The 23,190-nt window shown below is 68.3% G+C and carries 15 protein-coding genes and 1 riboswitch; of the genes, 11 read left to right on the top strand and 4 right to left on the bottom strand.

Features of this window, described 5'->3' with window-relative positions; genetic code table 11:
* Positions 1-19 precede the first annotated feature (19 nt).
* A complete protein-coding gene (gene gap / locus U8331_RS12185; protein WP_481131294.1) occupies positions 20-1,024 on the top strand; it encodes a type I glyceraldehyde-3-phosphate dehydrogenase in 1,005 nt (334 codons plus the stop codon).
* A 229-nt stretch (positions 1,025-1,253) separates the two neighbouring features.
* On the opposite strand, the gene U8331_RS12180 is transcribed toward gap, so the two are convergent.
* Both U8331_RS12180 and U8331_RS12175 read right to left on the bottom strand, forming a co-directional pair.
* Positions 1,254-2,261 carry a ribonucleotide-diphosphate reductase subunit beta gene (locus U8331_RS12180; RefSeq protein WP_481131293.1) on the bottom strand — a complete coding sequence of 336 codons (1,008 nt, stop codon included), beginning with the start codon at positions 2,259-2,261 and terminating at the stop codon, positions 1,254-1,256.
* Between the two features lie 261 nt (positions 2,262-2,522).
* A complete protein-coding gene (locus U8331_RS12175; protein WP_481132975.1) occupies positions 2,523-4,874 on the bottom strand; it encodes a ribonucleoside-diphosphate reductase subunit alpha in 2,352 nt (783 codons plus the stop codon).
* A 430-nt stretch (positions 4,875-5,304) separates the two neighbouring features.
* Positions 5,305-5,517, bottom strand: a riboswitch (cobalamin riboswitch).
* A 470-nt stretch (positions 5,518-5,987) separates the two neighbouring features.
* On the opposite strand from U8331_RS12175, the gene U8331_RS12170 reads away from it, so the two are divergent.
* Positions 5,988-7,163 (top strand): phosphoglycerate kinase, encoded by a 1,176-nt coding sequence (locus U8331_RS12170; RefSeq protein WP_481131292.1) that lies wholly within the window; start codon positions 5,988-5,990, stop codon positions 7,161-7,163.
* A 141-nt stretch (positions 7,164-7,304) separates the two neighbouring features.
* Here U8331_RS12170 and U8331_RS12165 read toward each other — a convergent pair whose 3' ends face one another.
* Positions 7,305-7,880, bottom strand: a complete 576-nt coding sequence (locus U8331_RS12165; RefSeq protein ID WP_481131291.1) for a GNAT family N-acetyltransferase — start codon at positions 7,878-7,880, stop codon at positions 7,305-7,307.
* A gap of 84 nt (positions 7,881-7,964) precedes the next feature.
* On the opposite strand from U8331_RS12165, the gene pyk reads away from it, so the two are divergent.
* From pyk to U8331_RS12135, 6 genes are all read left to right on the top strand, one after another.
* On the top strand, positions 7,965-9,425 hold the full coding sequence (gene pyk, locus U8331_RS12160) for a pyruvate kinase (protein ID WP_481131290.1): 1,461 nt from the start codon (positions 7,965-7,967) through the stop codon (positions 9,423-9,425).
* Positions 9,426-9,580: 155 nt separating this feature from the next.
* A complete protein-coding gene (locus tag U8331_RS12155; protein WP_481131289.1) occupies positions 9,581-10,207 on the top strand; it encodes a hypothetical protein in 627 nt (208 codons plus the stop codon).
* Between the two features lie 76 nt (positions 10,208-10,283).
* On the top strand, positions 10,284-11,294 hold the full coding sequence (locus tag U8331_RS12150) for a class I fructose-bisphosphate aldolase (RefSeq protein ID WP_481131288.1): 1,011 nt from the start codon (positions 10,284-10,286) through the stop codon (positions 11,292-11,294).
* Positions 11,295-11,393: 99 nt separating this feature from the next.
* Positions 11,394-13,673: a hypothetical protein gene (locus U8331_RS12145; protein ID WP_481131287.1), complete on the top strand. Its 2,280-nt coding sequence runs from the start codon at positions 11,394-11,396 to the stop codon at positions 13,671-13,673.
* Positions 13,674-14,048: 375 nt separating this feature from the next.
* On the top strand, positions 14,049-14,882 hold the full coding sequence (locus U8331_RS12140) for a M23 family metallopeptidase (protein WP_481131286.1): 834 nt from the start codon (positions 14,049-14,051) through the stop codon (positions 14,880-14,882).
* Between the two features lie 44 nt (positions 14,883-14,926).
* Positions 14,927-16,048 carry a hypothetical protein gene (locus U8331_RS12135; protein ID WP_481131285.1) on the top strand — a complete coding sequence of 374 codons (1,122 nt, stop codon included), beginning with the start codon at positions 14,927-14,929 and terminating at the stop codon, positions 16,046-16,048.
* A gap of 101 nt (positions 16,049-16,149) precedes the next feature.
* Here U8331_RS12135 and cysK read toward each other — a convergent pair whose 3' ends face one another.
* Positions 16,150-17,106: a cysteine synthase A gene (cysK, locus tag U8331_RS12130; RefSeq protein WP_481131284.1), complete on the bottom strand. Its 957-nt coding sequence runs from the start codon at positions 17,104-17,106 to the stop codon at positions 16,150-16,152.
* Positions 17,107-17,320: 214 nt separating this feature from the next.
* On the opposite strand from cysK, the gene U8331_RS12125 reads away from it, so the two are divergent.
* The 3 genes from U8331_RS12125 to U8331_RS12115 all read left to right on the top strand — a co-directional run bounded on the left by U8331_RS12125 (position 17,321) and on the right by U8331_RS12115 (position 23,143).
* Positions 17,321-18,442: an efflux RND transporter periplasmic adaptor subunit gene (locus U8331_RS12125; protein ID WP_481131283.1), complete on the top strand. Its 1,122-nt coding sequence runs from the start codon at positions 17,321-17,323 to the stop codon at positions 18,440-18,442.
* Between the two features lie 2 nt (positions 18,443-18,444).
* Entirely contained in the window at positions 18,445-21,570 is a 3,126-nt protein-coding gene (locus tag U8331_RS12120) for an efflux RND transporter permease subunit (protein ID WP_481131282.1), read from the top strand.
* Positions 21,571-21,649: 79 nt separating this feature from the next.
* The gene (locus U8331_RS12115) at positions 21,650-23,143 is read left to right on the top strand and encodes an alanine/glycine:cation symporter family protein (protein WP_481131281.1); all 1,494 of its coding nucleotides are present in this window, start codon (positions 21,650-21,652) and stop codon (positions 23,141-23,143) included.
* The last annotated feature ends 47 nt before the right edge of the window (positions 23,144-23,190 follow it).

The raw sequence follows: 23,190 nt of genomic DNA, 5'->3' as shown, positions 1-23,190 counted from the left end.
CGCTCAGGAGCCCCTCGTAATGGCGATCAAGGTTGGTATCAACGGCTTCGGCCGCATCGGACGCAACGTCCTGCGTTCGGCCGTTCAGAACTTCGGCAACGACATCGAGGTGGTCGCGATCAACGACCTGCTCGAGCCGGAGTACCTGGCCTACATGCTGCGCTACGACTCGGTCCACGGCCGCTTCGACGGCGAGGTGTCGGTGGACGGCAACGACCTGGTCGTCAACGGCCGCAAGATCCGCCTGACCCAGGAGCGCGACCCGGCCAACCTGAAGTGGGACGAGGTCGGCGCCGACGTCGTGATCGAGTCGACCGGCCTGTTCCTGACCAAGGACACCGCACAGAAGCACATCGATGCCGGCGCGAAGAAGGTGATCATGTCGGCGCCGTCGAAGGACGACACGCCGATGTTCGTCTACGGCGTCAACGACGCGAAGTACAACGGCGAGGCGATCATCTCCAATGCCTCGTGCACCACCAACTGCCTGGCGCCGGTGGCCAAGGTGCTCAACGACAAGTGGGGCATCAAGCGCGGCCTGATGACCACCGTGCACGCCGCCACCGCGACGCAGAAGACGGTCGATGGCCCGTCCAACAAGGACTGGCGCGGCGGCCGCGGCATCCTCGAGAACATCATTCCGTCGAGCACCGGCGCGGCCAAGGCGGTCGGTGTGGTGATCCCGGAGCTCAACAAGAAGCTGACCGGCATGAGCTTCCGTGTACCGACCTCGGACGTGTCGGTGGTCGACCTGACCGTGGAGCTGGAGAAGCCGGCGACCTACGCCGAGATCTGTGCGGAGATGAAGGCGCAGTCCGAGGGCGCGCTGAAGGGCGTGCTGGGCTACACCGAGGACAAGGTGGTCGCCACCGATTTCCGCGGCGAGACCCGCACTTCGGTGTTCGACGCCGAGGCCGGCATCGCGCTGGACGACAACTTCGTCAAGCTGGTCAGCTGGTACGACAACGAGTGGGGCTACTCCAACAAGTGCCTGGAGATGGCCAAGGTGGTCGCGGCGAAGTAAATCGCGCCGGCTGGTGATCTGCCAAAGGCCCCGCCATGTGCGGGGCCTTTTTTGTTCTGGTCGGGGTGCAGGTCGAGTGGGCGAGCGGCGGGGTTGGCTGGTGCATTCGAAGGGCGCCTGCCGGGTGGCCTGGACAGTCGCTCCCCGATACTCGCTTGGTGTCCAGGCCACCCGGCAGGCGCTCGGCAAACCAGCCCGCAGCCGCGCGAACCACCCCGCTGTCGACCCTCTAGAACGCGGCGTCAAACGCTACTTCGCCCGACACTCCAACCTGGTAAGCCGACACCCGGCGCTCGAAGAAGTTGGTCACCTCCTGCACGTCCTGCAGGTCCATGAAGCCGAACGGGTTGGTCGCGCCGAAATGCTTCGACAGGCCGAGCTGGCCCAGCCGCTGGTCGGCGCAGTACTCCAGGTACTGCCGCATGTCCTTGAGCGACAGCCCGGCGACGCCACCGGAGAGCACGTCCTCGGCGAATCGCATCTCGCAGTTGACCGCCTCGTTGAGCATCAGCACCACCTCGTCCTCGAACGTGGCATCGAACAGGCCCGGCTCCTCCTTGCGCACCGTGGCGATCACCTCGAATGCGAACGCCATGTGCCCGCTCTCGTCGCGGAATACCCAGTTGGTGCCGGCGGCCAGCCCGTGCAGCAGGCCGCGCGAGCGCAGGTAATAGACGTAGGCGAAGGCGGCGAAGAAGAACAGGCCCTCGATGCAGGCCGCGAAGCAGACCAGGTTGAGCAGGAATTGCCGGCGCTGCTCGCGCGTCTCGATGCGTCGCAGGTCCTGCAACGAGTCCATCCAGCGAAAGCAGAACTCCGCCTTCGCACGGATCGAGGGGATGTTCTCGACCGCGGCGAACGCCCTGGCGCGCGCAAGTGGATCGGGCAGGTAGGTGTCGAGCAGGGTCAGGTAGAACTGGACGTGCAGCGCCTCCTCGTACAGCTGGCGCGAGAGGTACATGCGCGCCTCGGGGGCGTTGATGTGCTGGTACAGGTTGAGCACGAGGTTGTTGGCGACGATCGAGTCGCCGGTGGCGAAGAAGGCGACAAGGCGCTCGACCAGGTGGCGTTCGGCCGGCCCGAGCTTGTCGCGCAGGTCGTTCACGTCGAGCGAGAAGTCGACCTCCTCGACCGTCCAGGTGTTGCGGATCGCGTCGCGGTACATGTCGTAGAAGCGCGGGTAGCGCATCGGCCGCAGGGTGAGGTCGAAGCCGGGGTCGAGCAAGTGGGTGTGCATGGTGGTGTCCTTAGGTCAGGTGCATTTCACGAGGCGCTCGGTTGTAGGAGTGGCGGGGTATGTCGCCGCCGGTAAGTCGCGAACGCGCAGGCAATCGGAAGGTCGGCGGATCGCGATTCACGTCGCTCCTACGGTGGATGGCGTCGAGCTCCGATCGTTGGATGGGCTCTTGTAGGAGCGGCTTCAGCCGCGATCTGGAATCGGCGCGTGTGATCCATCATCCGATCGCGGCTGAAGCCGCTCCTACAAAAACGTGGGGGTTTACTGGCAGGCCTCGCAGCCTTCCGGGTTCTCCAGCGAACACGCGATCGCCTCGCTCGCCGAAACCGACGCAGGCAACGCCCCCGCACTCACCGTCGACTTCGCGATCCGCGTCGCCGGCCGCGAGCGCAGGTAGTAGGTCGTCTTCAGCCCGCGCTTCCACGCGTGCATGTACATCGAGGACAGCTGGCCAATGTTCGGGCTCTCGATGAACAGGTTGAGCGACTGGCTCTGGTCGATGAACGCACCGCGGTCGGACGCCATGTCGATCAGCGAGCGCATCGGCAGTTCCCACGCGGTGCGGTAGATCGCACGCAGCGATTCGGGGATGGCGGCGATGCCCTGCACCGATCCCTCGGCCAGCTTGATCGCGTCGCGCAGCTCCGGCGTCCACAGGCCAAGCGTCTTAAGCTCCTCGACGAGGTAGCGGTTGACCACGATGAAGTCGCCCGACAGCGTCTCGCGCTTGAACAGGTTGGACACCTGCGGCTCGATGCATTCGTAGCAGCCGGCGATCGATGCGATCGTCGCGGTCGGGGCGATCGCGACCAGCAGCGAGTTGCGCAGGCCGTGCTCGCGGATGCGCGCGCGCAGCGCGTCCCAGCGCTCGCGGTCGGCTGGCTCCACGTTCCACGCGTCGAACTGCAGCTCGCCAGCGGCGGCGCGGGTGTCGGCGAACGCCGGGTGCGCGCCGCGTTCCATCGCCAGCTCGCAGGAGGCGTCCAGTGCGTGGAAGTAGATCTCCTCCGCGATCCTCCGCGACAGCCCTCGCGCCTCCTCCGAGTCGAACGGCAGCCGCAGCTTGAAGAACACGTCCTGCAGGCCCATCGCGCCGAGCCCGACCGGCCGCCAGCGCAGGTTGCCATCGCGCGCGCTGTCGATCGGGTAGAAGTTCAGGTCGATCACCCGGTCGAGCTGGCGCACGGCCTGGCGCACGGTGTCGGCGAGTTTTTCGAAGTCAAAACGTCCGGTCCGGCCCTGCAGTGGTTCGTCGAACTGCTCCACGTGGTGCGACAGGTTGATCGAGCCGAGGTTGCACACCGCGGTCTCGCCGGCGGACGTCACCTCGATGATCTCGGTGCACAGGTTGGACAGGTGGACCACGTTGCCCGCGCGCGCGGTCTGGTTGCAGGCGCGGTTGCTCTTGTCCTTGAAGTTCATCCAGCCGTTGCCGGTCTGGGCCAGCGTGCGCATCATCCGCGCGTACAACTCGCGCGCCTTCACCGTGCGGCTGGCCAGCCCGGCGGCCTCGGCGGCGCGGTAGGCGCGGTCGAACGCCTCGCCCCACAGGTCGGTCAGCTCCGGCACCCTGCGCGGGTCGAACAGCGACCACGGCGCGTCGGCCTCGACCCGACGCATGAACTCGTCGGGGATCCAGTGGGCGAGGTTGAGGTTGTGGGTGCGCCGCGCCTCGTCGCCGGTGTTGTCGCGCAGCTCCAGGAACTCCTCGACGTCGGCGTGCCACGGCTCCAGATACACGCAGGCCGCGCCCTTGCGCTTGCCGCCCTGGTTGACCGCCGCGACCGAGGCGTCGAGCGTCTTCAGCCACGGCACGATGCCATTGCTCAGGCCGTTGGTGCTGCGGATCAGCGAGCCACGCGAGCGCACCCGGGTGTAGCTCAGGCCGATGCCGCCACTGAACTTGGACAGCTTGGCCACGTCCATGTAGCGCCGGTAGATGGCCTCCAGCGAGTCCTCCGGCGAGTCGAGCAGGAAGCACGACGACAGCTGCTCGTGGGTGGTGCCGGCGTTGAACAGTGTCGGCGACGACGGGATGTAGTCCAGCCGCGCCATCGTCCGGTACAGCGCGACCGCCTCGCCGGCGTCCTCGCTCAGCGCGCAGGCCACGCGCAGGAAGAACTGCTGCGGCGTCTCGATGACGGTGCGCGCGGTCGGGTGGCGCAGCAGGTAGCGGTCGTACAGCGTGCGCAGGCCGAAGTAGTCGAAACCGCGGTCGAGGTCGTTGTCGATCGCGTCGTTGAGCTTGCGCGCGTTGGCCTGCACGAAGCCGAGCAGGCGTTCGTTGACCAGCCCCAGCTCGTGCCCGCGCTGGACCGACTGCGAGAACGCGTTGATGTCGAGCGCGGCGACCTCCTTGCCGATCACCCCGGCCAGCAGCCGCGCGGCGAGGCGGCCGTACTCGGGCTCCTCGGCGGTCAGCAGGGCGGCGGTGCGGATCGACAGCTCGTCGAGCTCGCGGGTGCTGGCGCCGTCGTACAGGCCGGAGATGGTGCGGGTGGCGACGCGCATCGGATCGACCGCGTGCAGGCCATCGCAGCAACGGCCGATGGCGCGGACGATCTTGTTGAGGTCGACCGGTTCGTGCTCGCCGTTGCGCTTGGTCACGCCCATGCCGAGCGTGCCGGCGGGCGGGGTGAGGTCGAAACTGCCGTTGCGGGTGTCGGCGGGCTGCGGCGTTTCCGTCCGGACGGGCGGGGCGGGAGCGGTTTCGGGTTCGAGGGCGTCGATGGCCGGAACGGCGGTGTCGGCGTGGCTGGTCATGGGTGACTCCGGTGCATGGCGCACGGGCCGCCGCTCCTCCCTCGCGGGGCGACGCACGGGAACGCGAACGCACCGGCCGTGTCGCGGGCGGCGACGAGGCACGCTGCGGCCACGCCCCCGCGGGCGTGGAGCCGGATCGTGGGAACCGGGGTGCACGCGCCCGGCATTGGCCGGTCCGGCGTCCGGCGGCCGATGGCGCGCCGTCGCCTGCCGGGTGGATGCCCGGGCGCGACACCGACCGTCTTCCCCCGAAGACTCCGTGGCCGGTTACCGCGCGGTGTGCTTCACGCGGCTGTCGGCAGGTCTTCGGGCTCTGGACGCGGACAGTCACGCTGTCCTCCTACCGGCCGTCGCTTCCCGGGGCATGCCCCAGTGCCAAGACGGCTTTCGTTTCCACTACCGCTGCGGGGCAGCGCCGGATTCGACCCGCGGGTCTGGACCGGCTTCCCTTTTCAGCCGACCGCCAGGTCGGCACCGACGTGGCACAACATATCGCGCTGGCTGGATATGTCAACGCTAGATGTTGTGGTGGCCTGTTAGAGAGTAAAAGCGGCTGCTGGGACGCGGAGGGCGCCTGCCGGGTAGCCTGGACAGTCGCTCCCCGATACTCGCTTGGTGTCCAGGCCACCCGGCAGGCGCTCGCCGAGCTGCGCCGGAGCTTGGGGAGAGCAAAAGCAAAAGCAAAAGCGCCACGGGCGGACGTTCTCCTCCGCTTTGATCTCCTCCCAGATCGCCGGACCGTGTGGAGCGGGGGCGCGGTGCCGTCGCAACCAAGCGAGTATCGGGGAGCGACTTGCGGCGGCACCGCGCCCCCGCCCCTCGATCGCCGCTTTGCCTTTGCTTTCTGCTGTTGCCACCGCCGAGACCCGGCGACAGACGTTTGCCCAACCCATCCCCCCATCCGACAATACCGGGCTGACCGCACGCCACCTCCACGCGTGCCCCACACCACGGAAGCGCCCCATGACCATCCTCCGCATGACCGACCTCGACCTCACCGGCAAGCGCGTCCTGATCCGCGAGGACCTCAACGTGCCGATCGATGCCGAGGGCCGCATCACGTCCGAGCAGCGCATCACCGCTGCCCTGCCGACGCTGAAGCTGGCGCTGGAGAAGGGCGCGGCGGTCATGGTGATGTCGCACCGCGGCCGCCCGACCGAGGGCGAGTGGCGCTCGGAGGATTCGCTGGCGCCGGTCGCCGCGCGGCTGTCGGAACTGCTCGGTATCGAGGTGCCGCTGGTGCGTGACTGGGTCGGCGGCGTGCCGGTCGAGCCGGGCCGGCTGGTGCTGCTCGAGAACTGCCGCATGAACGTCGGCGAGAAGAAGGACGACGAGGCGTTGGCCAAGTCCTACGCCGCGCTGTGCGAGGTGTTCGTCATGGACGCGTTCGGCACCGCGCACCGCGCGCAGGCGTCCACCCATGGGGTGATCCGTCACGCGAAGGTCGCCGCCGGCGGCCCGCTGCTGATGGCCGAGCTCGATGCGCTCGGCAAGGCGCTCGACGAGCCGGCTCGGCCGTTGCTGGCGATCGTCGCCGGGTCCAAGGTCAGCACCAAGCTGGAGCTGCTGTCGTCGCTGGTGTCCAAGGTCGACCAGTTGATCGTCGGCGGCGGCATCGCCAACACCTTCATCGCCGCGATGGGGCATGGCGTCGGCAAGTCGCTGGTCGAGAACGACCTGGTCGACACCGCGAAAAAGATCATGGCCGACGCCAAGTCGCGTGGTGCCGACATCCCGGTGCCGACCGACGTCGTGGTCGCGCCGGCATTCGCCGCCGATGCGCCGGCGACGGTCAAGCCGGTCGACGCGGTCGGCGCCGACGACATGATCCTCGACATCGGCCCGGACACCGCCGCGCGCTACGCGGCGATGATCGGGCAGGCCGGCACGGTGGTCTGGAACGGCCCGGTCGGCGTGTTCGAGTTCGACGCCTTCGGCAAGGGCACCGAGGCCCTGGCCCGCGCGATCGCCGGCTCGAAGGCGTTCTCGATCGCCGGCGGCGGCGACACCCTGGCCGCGGTCGACAAGTACGGCATCGAGGACGGCGTGTCGTACATCTCGACCGGCGGCGGCGCGTTCCTGGAGTTCCTGGAAGGCAAGGAGCTGCCGGCAGTCGCGGCGCTTGCCGCGCGCGGCTGAGCTGGTCTCGGGGCAGCTTTTGGCTTCGATGTAGGAGCGACGTAAGTCGCGACCTGTACATCGCTTCCACCGTTCGGCCGGTCGCGACTTACGCCGCTCCTGCAGTCGCGGGCCCGCCGGATGTACGCGCCAATCCAACGCTCACCGCTCCCGCACCCGCCAGTCGGCCGCGAGCAACCCGTAGATCGCGCTGTCACTGACCTCGCCGCCCACGCACCAGCGATCGCGCAACAGCCCCTCGCGGATGAAGCCCATCCGCTCCACCAGCCGGCAGGATCCCGCGTTGCGCGGGTCGATGTCGGCTTCGATCCGGCGCAGCCCGAGCACGTCGAACGCGTGCTCCAACACCGGCGCCATCGCCTCCTGCGCGAGGCCGCGGCCCCAGTGGCTGGAAGACAGCGCATAGCCGGTCTCCGCGCGCCCCTGCTCGCGGTTGATCGCGAACAGCACGATGCTGCCGATCAGCCGGTCGTCGCCACGGTCCGCGATCGCCCAGCACAACGCCTGGCTGGCGTTGCGGTGGCCCATCACCTGCGCCAGTTTGTCGCGCGCCTGTTCGACCGAGGTCCACGCCGGGCAGCTCCAGTAGCGCATCACCGCCGGGTCGGCGTGCAGCGCGAAGTACGGCTCCAGGTCACTTTCGCGATGCCCGCGCAGCCGCAGCCGCGGGGTCTCGATCACCGGCAGGTCGTCGACCGAGGGGGCGGGCGCGGACAAGTGGGAATCCTGCATTCGTATGCAATCCGGACGGCGCGCGGGCTGTGCTAGCTTCGCTGCAACCTCCCGAGTCTGACACTGTCGATGAAGCTGCGCCGCACCAAGATCCTCGCGACCCTCGGCCCCGCCACGGATGCGCCCGGCGTGCTCGATGCGCTGCTGGCGGCGGGCGTCGACGTGGTTCGCCTGAACTTCTCCCACGGCGATCCGTCCTCGCAGATCGCACGCGCGGAATCGGTGCGCGAAGCCGCACGCCGGGTCGGGCGCGAAGTCGGCATCCTTGCCGACCTCCCCGGGCCGAAGATCCGCATCGAACGTTTCGTCGAAGGCAGGGTCCAGCTGCGGTCGGGCGCGCGTTTCGACCTGGTCGCGAGCGCGAACGCCGAGCCGGGCACCACGGCCGGGGTCGGAGTCAGCTACCTGGGCCTGCCCGGCGACGTCGCCCCGGGCGACGTGCTGCTGCTGGACGACGGCATGATGCAGTTGCAGGTGGATGCGGTCGAAGGCGAACGCATCGTCACCCGCGTGCTCAACGACGGCGAGCTGTCCGACCGCAAGGGCCTGAACAAGCAGGGCGGCGGCCTGTCGCTCGGCGCACTGACCGAACGCGACCGCGAACTGATCAAGGTCGCCGCCGAACTGGACGCCGACTTCATCGCGGTCTCGTTCTGCCGCACCGCGGCCGATATGGACGAGGCGCGCCGGATCGCGCGCGGGGCCGGCAGCAACGCCGCGCTGGTGTCGAAGATCGAGCGCGCCGAGGCGATCGAGAACCTGGCCGAGATCGTCGAGGCTTCCGACGTGGTCATGGTCGCGCGCGGCGACCTCGGCGTGGAGATCGGCGACGCCGAGCTGCCCGGCCTGCAGAAGAAGATCATCCGAGAGGCGCTGGCGCGTAACCGCGTGGTCATCACCGCCACCCAGATGCTGCAGTCGATGGTCGACAGCCCGATGCCGACCCGCGCCGAGGTGCTCGATGTCGCCAACGCGGTGATCGACGGCACCGACGCGGTGATGCTGTCGGCCGAGTCGGCCGCCGGCCGTTACCCGGTGCGCGCGGTGGAGGCGATGGCGCGGATCTGCCTGGGGGCCGAGCGCCAGTTCGACCACGACACCGATTTCGAGGCCGCGCCGCGCAACCTGCAGCGGGCGGACCAGGCCATCGCGATGGCGGCGATGTTCCTGTCCGAGCACATCGGCGTGCGCGCGATCGTGGCGATGACCGAGTCCGGCGGCACCGCGCGCTTCCTGTCGCGCTTCCGCTCGCCCGCGCCGGTGTTCGGCCTGTCCCGCCACGATGGCGCCCGGCGGCAGATGGCGATGATGCGCAGCGTCGTGCCGATCGGTTTCGACAGCCGTGGCATGGCCACCCGCGACGCCGTGCGCAGCGCGATCAAGCAACTGTTCGATGCCGGTCAGTTGGCCGAGGGCGAACGCGTGGTCGTCACCAGCGGCGACCACATGGAGCAGCACGGTGCGACCAACGTGCTGCGCCTGCTGCAGGTGAGCGCCGACGGCAGCGCCGAAGGGCTGGGCGAGCTGTAGGCATCGTCGGATAGCCTGACTTCGCGAACGCGACCCGCTCGACGAAGGCTTGGTCGTGCACAATCAGGATCATGTAAGCGGGGATTTGTCAACGTAGCCGTGCGCGGTTAGATTGACTCTGGCGGCAGTCCTGTTTCTGCCGAGGAGGGATAGTCATGGAAGTTGCTCGGAAGCTCGCCATATCCGCTCTTGCTGCTTGTCTCGCGACCGGTCTCGTCCATGCACAGGAGGACGTGCGGGTCGCCAGTGAAGCCGATCTCGCCGAACAATGGGTACAGCTCACGTCGTCGGCTGCCCTGGGCTACCCCGCCGAGTTTGTGGAGCGGGGCGACAATGTCTGCCTGGCAATGGGTTACGCCATCGCAGCGGACGGCACGACGTCGAACTTCAACCTGCTGAAAGGCTGGAACAGCAGCACCGGGCACGACGAGCCCGTTGGTGGCTATTGGGACTCCTTCGCCCAGGCCGGTGCCGCTGCGCTGAGCCAGTGGAAGTTCCAGCCGAAGCGAGGGGCCGATGTACCGGACATGTCCTACACGGTGGCCACCCTCAGCTTCCACGGGGACGAGCCGGTCAATGCGGAGGCGCTCAGGAATCGGTGTGACGTGGATATCCACTCCCTTGTGGCGAGCAGCTGGGGAGAGTTTCAGCAGGGTCGCTCCGTCGAGGAGCGCGAGCGCGACCGGAGAATTCATACCTCACCACTCCGCGATCCACGCAGCGATGCGCGGGAACAGCGCGGGCCGCGGGTGGAGGCTGCCTCCCGCAGGGCGCGGCCCTGACCTCGACTGGAGCAGGCGGGGAGCCCGGATGGCTATACTTCCGGGTTCCACCGCCACAGCAGGGTCTTTTTCCCCCATGAGCATCGAACAGCTTGCCGAAACCGCCTTGGCGATGGTCGCCCCGGGCAAGGGCATCATCGCGATCGACGAGTCGAACGCCACCATCAAGAAGCGCTTCGATGGCGTCGGCATCGAGTGCACCGAGGAGAACCGGCGCGCCTACCGCGAGATGCTGCTGACCACGCCGAAGCTGGGCGAGCACATTTCCGGCGCGATCCTGTTCGACGAGACCCTGCGCCAGTCGACCAAGGCCGGCGTGCCCTTCACCAAGGTCATGACCGACAACGGGATCATCCCCGGCATCAAGGTCGACAAGGGCACCCACGCGTTGGCCGGCTTCCCGGGCGAAGTGGTGACCGAGGGCCTGGACGGCCTGCGCGCTCGCCTGGAGGAGTACTACAAGCTCGGCGCCCGCTTCGCCAAGTGGCGCGCGGTGATCAACATCGGCGACGACATCCCGTCGGGCACCTGCATCGACGCGAACGCCCACGCGCTGGCCCGCTACGCGGCGCTGTGCCAGGAGCAGGGCCTGGTGCCGATGGTCGAGCCGGAAGTGATCATGGACGGCAGCCACGACATCGACACCTGCTACGAGGTGACCGAGGTCACCCTGCGCTCGCTGTTCGCCTCGCTGTACGAGCAGAACGTGATGCTCGAGGGCACCATCCTGAAGGCCTCGATGGTCCTGCCGGGCACCACCAGCGGTGAGAAGGCCAGCGTCGAGGAAGTCGCCGCTGCCACCCTGCAGTGCCTGAAGTCGACCGTGCCGGCGACCCTGCCGGGCATCGTGTTCCTGTCGGGCGGCCAGTCCGACCAGGACGCGACCGCGCACCTGGACGCGATGAACCGCATGGGTCCCAACCCGTGGCCGCTGAGCTTCTCCTATGGCCGCGCGATGCAGTCGGCCGCGCTGAAGCTGTGGTCGCAGGACCTGGTCGGCAACGTCGGTTCGGCGCAGGAGACCGTGTTCGCGCGTGCGCGCGACAACGGCCTCGCCGCGCTGGGGCAGTGGAAGCCGGCCGCCTGACACGACGCAACCCACAGGTTTGACGACGACGCCGGTCCGGTTCGGGCCGGCGTCGTTCGTTTTGGCCGGCGCTACGCTGCGTCGGCCTTAGCAGGCAGCATGGGGAACCACATGCGGATCATCGCAGGGGCGATTGCGGCCCTGGCATTGGCCATCGCGGCGCCGGGCGCGCACGCCGATGAAGACATCTACTACGTCGACCAGCAGACCACCGTCCAGGGCGCTTACGGCGGCACAGTCAACCAGCAGGTGCTGATGGGAGTGGACCTGCGCCCCGAGGGCGACGCCGGCCGTATGCGGGTGCGGCAGCTCTGGGCCCGGATGCACGGTGGCGGCCACACCCAGGACACGCTCGCACTGGATCCCGCCGACCCGGACGAGTCGCCACTCATCCGCGTGCTGGCCACCGGGTTCGAAGCGGCACTTGGTCGCGACGGCCAGGTGGAGGATTTCGCGCCGGTCGACCCGGACGCGTGGGTGGCGCTGGTGGAGCGGAACCCGCGTGCGGCGGAACTGCTCGAGACGATGCGGCAGACGGCGGGCATGGCGCCGCACCCGCTTCCGTCGAAGCTCGCGCCCGGCCAGAGCTGGAGTGTGCGCGAGACACTCCCCGGACTCGGCGAGGTCCAGTGGGACCGGACCGTCGTGCAACTGGAGCCGGACGAGGTCCTGGTCGACGTGCACGCGCATGGCCCCGCGGTCGAGCTGCGCGGTCGCCAGGCCCTGGTCCGCGCCGATGGCATGCCGATCGAAGCCTGGCTGCGGCTGGTCATGCCTCCCACCACGGAAGAGCCGGCCACCCGGTCCCGGCTCTACATGGTCAACCTGCGACACCTGGAGGGGCTGGAGACCGAGTCGGACGAAACCTACGATGACATCTTCGAGCAGTACCTCCTGCAGCCGCCGTTTGCCGGCAGCGCCGCGGAGGCCGAGCCGTTCCTCTCCACGGCGACCACCGCCGAGGGTGAGCTGGAACCCTGGATGACGTCGCTCGAAGACCTCGACATGATCGATCCCACGCTGGTGTTCTCGCTCCAGCGCGACCATCGGGCGGCGCGTCCGCTGCTGCGGATCGGCGGGCAAATGGACGTGCCGCGTCCCTACGGCGAATGGCCGCGCGCGCTGGAGGCGCACCTGCGCGGTGTGGCGCTGCTCGACCGCGACGGGCGCGAGATTCCCGGGCTCGAGGCGGTGCCGGTCCGACGGGTTGCCAATGCGATCCGCGGTGCCGAGCTGGAGCTGGTCGAAAACCAGGCGCGGTTTCCGTTCCGTCTGCCTCCGGGCACGCCGGCCGCGGCGCTGGAGCCGCTGGACCGGATCCGCCTCGACCTGGACCTCCCGGTGTACGAGTGGGCCGGCAGCGAAACCGTCACGGCGGGGACGCCGGCCAATGCCGACGGGCGCCTGGCGATCGACTGGAACGGTCGGCGTGCCACGCTTTCGGGCGGGGTCCCCGGCGAGAGCGGCATCTGGACGACCGTGGTCGCGCTGGATGCCGACGGAGCGCCGATCCCGTACCACCAGTCCGCCCTGCCCCTGTTCGACCCCGCCACGGCGCCGGGACCCGGCGCGCGGCGCCTGGCGTGGGAGCGGGTGCGGCGCCCCGCGCGGATCGAGGTGGTGGCCGCCCGGCCGATCGGCGCGCTGCAACTGCGGCATTACCGCTGGGGGCCGGTCCGGCGCCAATGGACGTTCCGCAACCTCGGCACCATGGGCGCGGGTGGCCCGCTCGTGGGTGTGCACTACATCGCCCCGCCGCCGGCGCCGCCAGTCGGCGAGCACGGCGCGGAGGTGCTCGCGGCCATGCGGATCGGCTCCCCGGCGTATTCCTACGACAACGTGACGCTGGAAGGCGCGCTGGTGCCATGGGCCGTGGCGCACTGCCGGGCGATGTCAGCCGGGCATGCCGTCGAGCCGGTGCCAGGTTCCGGCGACGATGGCGCGGGTTACCGGGGTGTCGTCGAGTTCGTCGAGCCGTCGCCCGGCCCGGGCGGGCGCCCGGACGCTTTCGAAACGATCGACCCGAATTCCAGCACCCACTGGGCCTTCGCGCCTCCGGTGGGCGCGGCGGGCACCGGGCCGCTCACCGCGACCATGGAATGCCCGGCGTGGACCCGGCGCAGCCGGGAGCCGATTGCCACGAGCACCTGCTTCCAGTCCGAAGGCGATGGCTGGCTCACCATCCGTGGGACCTGCCGCGGCCAACTCGACCTCGGCACGGTCAGCGCCAGCGATGCGCAGGGACGCCACCTTTCGCCGCTTCCCGCCGGCGACCGCGAAGACGCGCTGCGCTTCTGGGGCGAACCGGCCATGGTCGATTACACCCTCCGGAGCGAGCGGGTGCTGCAACGGGAGCTGCAACTGGCGCCGCCGCGCTGAGGCAGCGGCGCGCGAAGGCACTGGCGCCGCAGCGGGAAGGCGCACCGGACCGCCCTTCGACCCGGCGCTACGGCAACCCCCCAGCCAGTCGTCATCCGAACCTTCCGCCACGTCCCCGAACAGGAAGGTGCGAGGTAGCGTTCGCCGGTGTTGGGCGGCATCGCCAGGATCCTGTTCGCAGACCCGCAAAAAAACCGACGAGCGGTAGCCTCGTTCCGGTATTCAGCCCGTTCTATCGGTCAGGAAGTCGCGCGTTGCGGCGTTCACTACCGGACTTGCCATGCCGCTGGGCAGCTCGCAACGCATCCTTTTTGAGCGCTGCGCCAGCCACTGCTTTAAGCAGAAGGTGTGGCCGTGAATCGAGGGAGAGAGGGCATGGATGAGCATTTAATTCGACGATCGATCGCCGCGCTACTGGGTATTGCTGCTATGACGTTTCTGGGGGTCGGATACGCAGTGATGATGGTGGAGGTTCGGCATTGCCGATCTGGCACTGCGTGTGCCGGGAGCGGCACTGATCGCGTATGCCGCCAAGAGTCGCACTGTTGGAGCACGTGGCACGAGACATCCGGGGGTAGCGCGATTGCCGATCGAACAGAAAAAATTGGTGGTCGGCCCCCCGTGGAATTGCCGCGGGTTAGCCCAGATGACAACTCTGACGCAACGATGGATTGCTGGAAGAACATCACCAACAGCCCTACCAAAGCATCACCGTTCCCAAATCGATACGATGGGCGCACTCACAACGGCGTAGATATCGGATCAGCTACAGCAAACTATGGCCGCGGCGCACCAATCCGTTCATTAGGTGCAGGGTACGTCACTGAGGCTGGTGCGAATTCAGCGAACGGGAACTATGTGCGAGTAATGCAGGGTGATGGTAACGAAGTCACCTATATTCATCTGCTTGATTATGGAGTCGAAGAGGGTGAAAAAATAGCGGTAGGCCAGCAATTGGGGCGAATGAACTGCACTGGATATTGTGGGGGCAAGCCAGGTGATGCGGGGTACCAGAAGGTAAATAAGACTCACGTCCATGTGCAAGTCAGGCGTGTTAGCGACAAAAAGCTTCTCGATGCGTGGGACCTGTATGGTGGTGAGGATTGCACTGCTTCTCTGCCCCCCGGGCCGCCTCCAGGTGGCGGGCCAGGCCAGTGCCCGTTAATCAACGATGTCGAGGCATCACCCTCGGCAAAACACTGCCCGTAGCGGGCCAGTATCGAGTATGGAACTTCCAGAACAAGGAAGCTGAAATGAATACTAATTTCATGAAATTTTTCGTCGCGGCTACGTCTCTCCTGGTGTCTCAGGGCGCCAGCTCGGGAGTCATCGAAAGAGCTGGAACTCCGAGCAGCTCGAATGGCATGACTATAAGCTGCAACAATCCATATCGAAATCTTGGAGTTGTCCGGGCGCCGGGAAGCACGGTGGTATTCCAGACCAGTCCTCACGGAGTGGAGTGGCGCCACTCGCTGCCGGAAATGGAGTTCACGTCCGACAGGTACTTCATGGCCCCGGACGGCTCAGCAGTCGTTGTCGGGGTATCGCCAGATTCCTCGTACCTGGTCGCCGACGAAATTGGTGTGCGGGAGCTTGAAGGCGCGGCACTAGCAGTGGACTACCAGGGTGACAGAGTGTTGATTGCCACCTCCATCGGCCCTGACACGGGCGCTGATGAGATGGAGGCTGAGGTCGTTTCAGGGCTTCGCGTCCGCGTTTTCAACCTGCGTTCTGGGACCCTGATTGGCGACTCCCGCTTCAGTGACGAGATTCCCGTTGTGGACTCCGAGTTCATTGTCCGGCTGTCGGAGGATGGCAGCTTCTACTATTACGTGGAGCGCGTTGCGACCGGCGGGGAGAGGCCGGTGCTGCGCGATGTGAAATCCGGGGAAAAAGAACTGCTGGAAGCGGAGGTTCCCGGCTCCGTCGAGGATGTGATGATGTACTCGCGTGCGCTCGGGCACGTGATTTCCGAGGAGCGGATCTACTCGATCGGGCCAGGTCAAGTGGTCCCTGTCGCTGATAACGAAGCCGTGGGTGGGGTGTATCGGCTCGTACAGTCCAGCGACCCGACCATCCAGGCTGTGAAGGGGCGGGAGGGGTGGGGAGTGTTCAACGCCGGAACGGGGGAGTGGATACTGACCGGGGTCGGGTCGACGCTTTCGTTCTCCGGGCCGCGACTGGTCGTGGTGGATACGTCCGTGGACTCCAGGGGAATTCGCGTGTGGGATTTTTCCGGCGTACGGCCAAAGCTTGTCGTGGACAGCCGGCCGGGCAGGACTCTCGATGGAAAGAGCCTGGTATGCGCCGGCCCATTTGGATTCATGAGCTTCGAGCGCGGCGAACTCCAGTGGCATGGAACGTCCAGGCCGTGAGGCACGGGTGGCCGGCAGGCCATGCGGCGCCGGTGCTGCAGCCGCAAAGGCCAGAAAACTAGTTGCGCTGGGGGCGCTCGAGGGCGCCCCGACTGCTTCGCTCAGGGCAGTCCCGCCAACCAGTCTTCATCGGAACCTTCCGCCACGTCTTCGAACAGGAAGGTGCTGAGGTAGCGCTCGCCGGTGTCGGGCAGCATCGCCAGGATCACCGCGCCGTCGTCGGCATCCTTCGCGACCTGCAGCGCGGCGGCGACGGTGGCGCCGGCGGAGATGCCGGTGAAGATGCCTTCCTCCGCCGCCAGCCGGCGCGCGGTGTCCCGGGCCAGCACGTCGTCGATCGGGAGGATCGCGTCGGCGGCATCGCGATTGAGGACTTCGGGTACGAAGTCCGGGGTCCAGCCCTGGATCTTGTGCGGTTGCCACTCCTTGCCGGCCAGCAGCGAGGCCCCGGCGGGCTCGCAGGCGGTAATCCGCACTTCCGGTCGGGCGAGCTTGAGCATCTCGCCGACCCCGGTCAGGGTGCCGCCGGTGCCCCAGCCGGTGACGAAATGGTCGAGCCGGTGGCCGGCGAAGTCCTGCAGGATCTCGGCGGCCGTGGTCTGCCGGTGGTAGGCCGGGTTGGCCGGGTTCTGGAACTGGCTGGCCAGGAACCAGCCGTGCTTTTCGGCGAGTTCCGAGGCCCTGCGCACCATGCCGGTGCCGCGTTCGGCCGCCGCGGTCAGGATCACCTTCGCCCCGTAGGCGCGCATCAGCTTGCGGCGCTCGATCGAGAAGGTCTCGGTCATCACCGCAACGAACCGGTAGCCGCGCGCGGCGCAGACCATCGCCAGCGCCACGCCGGTGTTGCCGCTGGTCGCCTCGACCACGGTGTCGCCGGGCTTGAGCAGGCCGCGGGCCTCGGCGTCGAGGATGATCGCCAGCGCCAGCCGGTCCTTGACCGATCCGCCCGGATTGAACGACTCGACCTTGGCGTACAGGGCGATGCCCTCGGGCGCGATCCGGGTCAGGCGGACGACCGGTGTGCGGCCGATGGTGTCGACGATGCTGTCGTGGAGCATGGGGTGACTCCTTTGCACGGACGGGCGGGCCAGCGTGCCACAGCTGTTCACCGGGGAACGTGCCCGCCGCCGCGGCGCGGCCAGGACGCCTTTCCGCCGGGCCGCGCGGTCCATTGCGTGACCGCTTTGCCGCTTCTGCTGTCAACCTTTGGCCCACGTCCCCGTTACCTACTCGCGTCTAGACTCTCCGATTCACTTTCCCTACCGAGACAGCATGCGATTCATGACCCGATTCGGCGCCGCCTGCGCCCTTGCGATGGTGCTGGGCATGGCCGGCTGCGGCGACGCCGAGCCGGAGCGCGAAGGCGCGAGTGCCGAGATCGTGACGACCCGGGCCGTGCGGATGCAGCCGTGGAGCGACACGGTGCGGGCGCTGGGCACGGTGCGGGCGCGCGAGTCGGTGACGGTCACGGCGAAGGTCAGCGAGACCGTCGAGGACGTGCATTTCGACAGCGGCGACGTGGTCAAGGCGGGTGAGCCGCTGGTGACCCTCAGCGGGCGGCAGCAGCGCGCCGCGCTGGCCGAGGCGCAGGCCGCCGCCGACGAGGCCGAGCGCCTGTACGGGCGCCAGGCCGACCTCGCCGAGCAGCAGCTGATCGCCCGGGCCACGCTCGACACCCAGCGCGCCACCCGCGACGCCGCCAACGCGCGGGTCGCGCAGATCCGCGCCCAGCTCGGCGACCGGGTGATCCGGGCGCCGTTCGCCGGCGTGCTCGGGCTGCGCCAGGTCAGCCCCGGGTCGCTGGTCACCCCGGGGACCGCAGTCGCGACCCTGGACGACACCGCCCGGGTCTACGTCGACTTTCCGGTGCCCGAGACCGCGCTGGCCTACCTTGCCGAGGGCCAGCAGCTGACCGCGACCAGCGCCGCCTATCCCGGCCGGGAGTTCACCGGCACGGTGGCGACCGTCGATTCGCGGGTCGACCCGGCCACCCGCGCGGTGACCGTGCGCGGCGATTTCGCCAACGCCGACCGCGCGCTGCGCCCGGGCATGCTGATGCAGGTCACCCTGATCCGGCCGGAACGCGAGGCGCTGCTGGTGCCGGAGATCGCGGTGGTGCAGGTCGGCAACACCTCGTTCGTGTACCGCACCAGGGACGACGACACGGTGGAGCGGGTCAACGTCGAGATCGGCGCCCGCCGCGGCGGCCTGGCCGAGGTGCTGTCGGGGCTGGAGCCGGGCGACCGGATCGTGGTCGACGGCACCGACAAGCTGCGCCCGGGCGCGAAGATCCGGGTCGCTCCGGACAAGGCCGCCGGCGCGCCGGCCGGCAGTGGTGACAACGCCGCGCAGGCGCCGGATGCGGCCGCCGAAGCCACCGACGCGACGGACTGAGCATGAGCATTTCCGAGCTGTCGATCCGCCGCCCGGTATTCGCCACCGTGGTGAGCCTGCTGCTGATGGTGCTGGGCGTGATGGCGTTCTCGCGGTTGACCCTGCGCGAGCTGCCGGCGATCGACCCGCCGATCGTGTCGGTCGACGTCAACTATCCCGGCGCCTCTGCCGCGGTGGTGGAAACCCGCGTCACCCAGGTGCTGGAGGATGCGCTGTCGGGCATCGAGGGCATCGAGACGATCCAGTCGCGCAGCGTCAACGGCCGTTCGGCGGTGACCCTGGAGTTCACCCTGGAACGCGACATCGAGGCCGCCGCCAACGACGTGCGCGACGCCATCAGCGGCGTCGCCGACCGCCTGCCCGAGGAGGCCGACCCGCCCGAGGTCGAGAAGGCCGACAGCGATTCCGACACCGTGGTCTGGCTCAACATGAGCTCGACCACGATGGACACCCTGCAGCTGTCCGATTACGCCGAGCGCTACATCGTCGACCGCCTGTCCAGCCTCGACGGCGTGGCGCAGGTGCGCGTCGGCGGGCGCCAGCGCTACGCGATGCGGATCTGGCTCGACAGCGCGGCGATGGCCGCGCGCGGGATCACCCCCGGCGATGTCGAGGCGGCGCTGCGGGCCGAGAACGTCGAACTGCCGGCCGGCCGCATCGAATCGGCCGACCGCGACTTCACCCTGCGCGTGGCGCGCCAGTACGAGGAGCCGGCGCAGTTCGCCCAGATCCCGGTGAAGGAGGGCGCCGACGGCTACGTGGTGCGGGTCGGTGACATCGCCCGGGTCGAGCTGGCCTCGGCCGAGCGCCGCGCGTACTACAAGAGCAACGGCGAGACCAACGTCGGCCTTGGCATCGTCAAGACCTCCACCGCCAACGCGCTCGACGTGGTCAAGGCCGCGCGCGCGCAGGCCGAAGAGATCCAGAGCACCCTGCCGGAAGGCACCGACATCTTCGTCGCCTACGACGACACGGTGTTCATCGACGCCTCGATCAAGCGCGTCTACTGGACCCTCGGCGAGGCGATGGCGCTGGTGCTGGTGGTGATCTGGCTGTTCCTGGGCAGTTTCCGCGCCGCGCTCATCCCCGCGGTGACGGTGCCGGTGTGCCTGGTCGCGGCGTTCATCCCGCTGTACCTGTTCGGCTACTCGATCAACCTGCTGACCCTGCTGGCGCTGGTGCTGTCGATCGGCCTGGTGGTGGACGACGCGATCGTGGTGCTGGAGAACATCCAGCGCCGCGCCGACCTTGGCGAACCCAGGCTGGTGGCGGCTTCGCGCGGCACCAAGCAGGTCGCCTTCGCGGTGATCGCGACGACCACCGTGCTGGTCGCGGTGTTCCTGCCGGTCGGCTTCATGGAGGGCAATACCGGCCGCCTGTTCCGCGAGTTGTCGGTGGCGCTGGCGGGCGCGGTGGCGCTGTCGGCGTTCGTCGCCCTGACCCTGACCCCGATGATGTCGTCCAAGCTGGTGCGGCCGCACAAGGAAGAGACCTCCAACCGGCTCAACGTCTGGATCAACCGCAAGCTCGACGCGCTCGCGGGCGGCTACCGGCGCTGGCTGCAGCGGCACGTCGGCAAGCGCTGGCTGCTGGCGGCGCTGATGCTCGGCACGCTGGCATTGAGCTACGGACTGATCCGGCTGGTGCCGTCGGAACTGGCGCCGGCCGAGGACCGCGGCAACTTCTTTGTCTCGGTGACCGGACCGGAAGGCGCCGGCTTCGACTACACCGTCGGCCAGATGCGCCAGGTCGAGCAGATCTTCGCCGACAACACCGGCGAGGGCACCGCGATCCGCCGCTACAACTCGCGCGTGCCGGGCGGCTGGGGCGCCAGCGAGGAGATGCACACCGGCAACGTGATCGTGTTCCTGCAGGACTGGGGCGACCGCTCGCGCAGCACCGCCGAGGTCGCCGAGGAGCTGCGCCGGGAGCTGTCGGTGCTGCCGGGCGTGCGCGCGCAACCGCGGGTCGGCGGCGGCCTGGTCGGTGGCCGCGGCCAGCCGATCCAGATCGTGCTCGGCGGCCCCGAATACGAGGAGATCGCCGGCTGGCGCGACATCATGATGCAGCGCATGGAGGCCAACCCCGGCTTCTTCTCGGTCGACTCCGACTACAAGGAGACCCGCCCGCAGATGCGCGTGCAGATCGACCGCCAGCGAGCCGCCGACCTCGGCGTCAGCGTGTCGAGCATCGGCCAGGCGCTGGAGACGATGATGGGCAGCCGGCGGGTCACCACCTTCGTGCAGGATGGCGAGGAGTACGACGTGATCGTGCAGGCCGAGCGTGGCGACCGCGCCGACCCGGCGGACATCGCCGCGATCCGCGTCCGCGCCGAGAGCGGCGAGCTGGTGCCGCTGTCCAACCTGGTCACCCTGAGCGAGCTGGCCGAGGCCGGCAGCCTCAACCGCTTCAACCGCCTGCGCGCGATCACGATCACCGCCGGCCTGACCCCCGGCTACAGCATGGGCGAGGCGCTGGCGTTCCTGGAGGCGACCGCGCGCGAAGAGCTGCCCGAGTACGCCCAGATTGACTGGAAGGGCGAGTCGCGCGAGTTCCAGAAGGCCGGCGGCGCGGTGCTGCTGACCTTCACCCTGGCGCTGCTGGTGGTGTTCCTGGTGCTGGCCGCGCAGTTCGAGAGCTTCATCCACCCGTTCGTGATCATGCTGACGGTGCCGCTGGCGGTGTTCGGCGCGCTGATCGGCCTGGCCGCGACCGGCGGCACGCTCAACCTGTTCAGCCAGATCGGGATCGTCATGCTGGTCGGCCTGGCGGCCAAGAACGGCATCCTGATCGTCGAGTTCGCCAACCAGCTGCGCGACGAGGGGCGTTCGATCCACCAGGCGATCATCGAGTCGGCCGGCGTGCGGTTGCGGCCGATCCTGATGACCTCGATCGCGACCGCGGTCGGCGCGGTGCCGCTGGTGGTCGCCGGTGGCCCGGGCTCGGCCAGCCGCGCCACCATCGGCGTGGTGGTGATCTTCGGCGTCGCCTTCTCGACCCTGCTGTCGCTGTTCGTGGTGCCGGCGTTCTACGTGCTGCTGGCCCGGTTCACCCGCTCGCCCGATGCGGTCAGCCACGAACTCGAGCGGCTGGAGGCGGAGACCCCGCAGGCGGGCGGCCACGCGTGACGGTGGCGGTGGCGGGCTGCGGCCCGCCACCGAATCCGGTTAAGGTGCGGAGCTTGTCAGCCCCAAGGATCACCGCCACGTGGAAGACCTGATCAACTCCCTCAACGGCATCATCTGGAGCCGCGCGCTGGTCGTGCTGTGCCTTGGCGCCGGCCTGTACTTCTCGATCCGCACCCGCTTCATGCAGGTGCGCGGCGTGCCGGAGATGGTCCGGCTGATGCTCACCAACAAATCCTCCGCGGCCGGCGTGTCTTCGTTCCAGGCACTGGCAATGTCGCTGTCGGGCCGGGTCGGCATCGGCAACATCGCCGGGGTCGCGACCGCAATAGCCTTCGGTGGCCCGGGCGCGGTGTTCTGGATGTGGGTGATGGCCTTCCTCGGCGCGTCGACCGCGTACGTCGAGTCGACCCTGGCGCAGATCTACAAGGAAAAGGACGACCAGGGGCGTTTCCGCGGCGGCCCGGCGTACTACATCGAGAAGGCGATGGGCCAGCGCTGGTACGCCTGGATCTTCGCGGCGGTGACCATCGTCGCCACCGGCTTCCTGCTGCCTGGCGTGCAGGCCAACGGCATCGCCGAAGGCATGACCAACGCATTCGGGTTGCCGCCGGCAGTAACCGCGGCGGTGGTGGTGGTCGCGTTGGGCTTCATCATCTTCGGCGGCGTCAAGCGGATCGCGAAGTTCGCCGAGCTGGTGGTGCCGTTCATGGCGCTTGCCTACATCCTGGTCGCGGTTGTCATCCTGTTCCTCAATGTCGAGCGGGTGCCGGCGATGTTCTCGCTGGTGTTCTCCAGCGCCTTCGGCATCCACGCCGGCTTCGGCGCGATGCTCGGGCTCGCGGTGGAGTGGGGCGTCAAGCGCGGTATCTACTCCAACGAGGCCGGGCAGGGCACCGGTCCGCACGCGGCCGCCGCGGCCGAGGTCGAGCATCCGGCGCAGCAGGGCTACGTGCAGGCGTTCTCGGTCTACGTAGACACCCTGCTGGTATGCACCGCGACGGCGTTCATGATCCTCTCGACCGGCATGTACAACGTGGTCGACGCCGGGGGGCGGATGCTGGTGGAGGCACTGCCGGGCATCGCCGCCGGACCGGGTTTTGCGCAGAACGCGGTCGAAGTGGTGCTGCCGGGCTACGGCGCCGGTTTCGTCGCCATCGCCCTGCTGTTCTTCGCCTTCACCACCATCGTCGCCTACTACTACATGGCCGAAACCAACGTCACCTACATCAACCGCAAGGTGCACCGGCCGTGGCTGGTCTTCGCGCTTCGGGTACTGCTGCTGGCCGCGGTGACCTTCGGCGCGGTGCGCAGCGCCGGCATGGCGTGGACGCTCGGCGATATCGGCGTCGGGCTGATGGCTTGGCTCAACCTGATCGCGATCCTGGTCCTGCAGAAGCCGGCCCTGAAGGCACTGCGCGACTACGAGGCGCAGAAGAAGGCCGGCGCCGGCTACAGCTTCGACCCGGAGGCGCTCGGCATCCGCAACGCCAAGTTCTGGGAGCGCAAGCAGGACGGACTGGAGCCCGTGCTGCCCGATCCGGATCGGACGCTGGACCCACGTGACGGGCACTGATGCGAATGCACCTCGAACTCCCGTGTGCGCCGACGTCGCCCTCTTTG

The organism is Lysobacter sp. CC-YZS074 (assembly GCF_056739745.1).
This window is presented reverse-complemented; position numbering and strand designations above follow the sequence as displayed.

Bases quoted from the DNA above. Each gene is read 5' to 3' on its own strand.
- gap (WP_481131294.1), top strand. From the start codon at position 20: ATGGCGATCAAGGTTGGTATCAACGGCTTCGGCCGCATCGGACGCAAC.
- U8331_RS12150 (WP_481131288.1), top strand. From the start codon at position 10,284: ATGAGCATCGAACAGCTTGCCGAAACCGCCTTGGCGATGGTCGCCCCG.
- U8331_RS12145 (WP_481131287.1), top strand. From the start codon at position 11,394: ATGGGGAACCACATGCGGATCATCGCAGGGGCGATTGCGGCCCTGGCA.
- U8331_RS12175 (WP_481132975.1), bottom strand. From the start codon at position 4,874: ATGGGCGTGACCAAGCGCAACGGCGAGCACGAACCGGTCGACCTCAAC.
- U8331_RS12125 (WP_481131283.1), top strand. From the start codon at position 17,321: ATGCGATTCATGACCCGATTCGGCGCCGCCTGCGCCCTTGCGATGGTG.
- U8331_RS12135 (WP_481131285.1), top strand. From the start codon at position 14,927: ATGAATACTAATTTCATGAAATTTTTCGTCGCGGCTACGTCTCTCCTG.
- cysK (WP_481131284.1), bottom strand. From the start codon at position 17,106: ATGCTCCACGACAGCATCGTCGACACCATCGGCCGCACACCGGTCGTC.
- U8331_RS12155 (WP_481131289.1), top strand. From the start codon at position 9,581: ATGGAAGTTGCTCGGAAGCTCGCCATATCCGCTCTTGCTGCTTGTCTC.
- U8331_RS12180 (WP_481131293.1), bottom strand. From the start codon at position 2,261: ATGCACACCCACTTGCTCGACCCCGGCTTCGACCTCACCCTGCGGCCG.
- pyk (WP_481131290.1), top strand. From the start codon at position 7,965: ATGAAGCTGCGCCGCACCAAGATCCTCGCGACCCTCGGCCCCGCCACG.
- U8331_RS12140 (WP_481131286.1), top strand. From the start codon at position 14,049: ATGGATGAGCATTTAATTCGACGATCGATCGCCGCGCTACTGGGTATT.
- U8331_RS12170 (WP_481131292.1), top strand. From the start codon at position 5,988: ATGACCATCCTCCGCATGACCGACCTCGACCTCACCGGCAAGCGCGTC.
- U8331_RS12120 (WP_481131282.1), top strand. From the start codon at position 18,445: ATGAGCATTTCCGAGCTGTCGATCCGCCGCCCGGTATTCGCCACCGTG.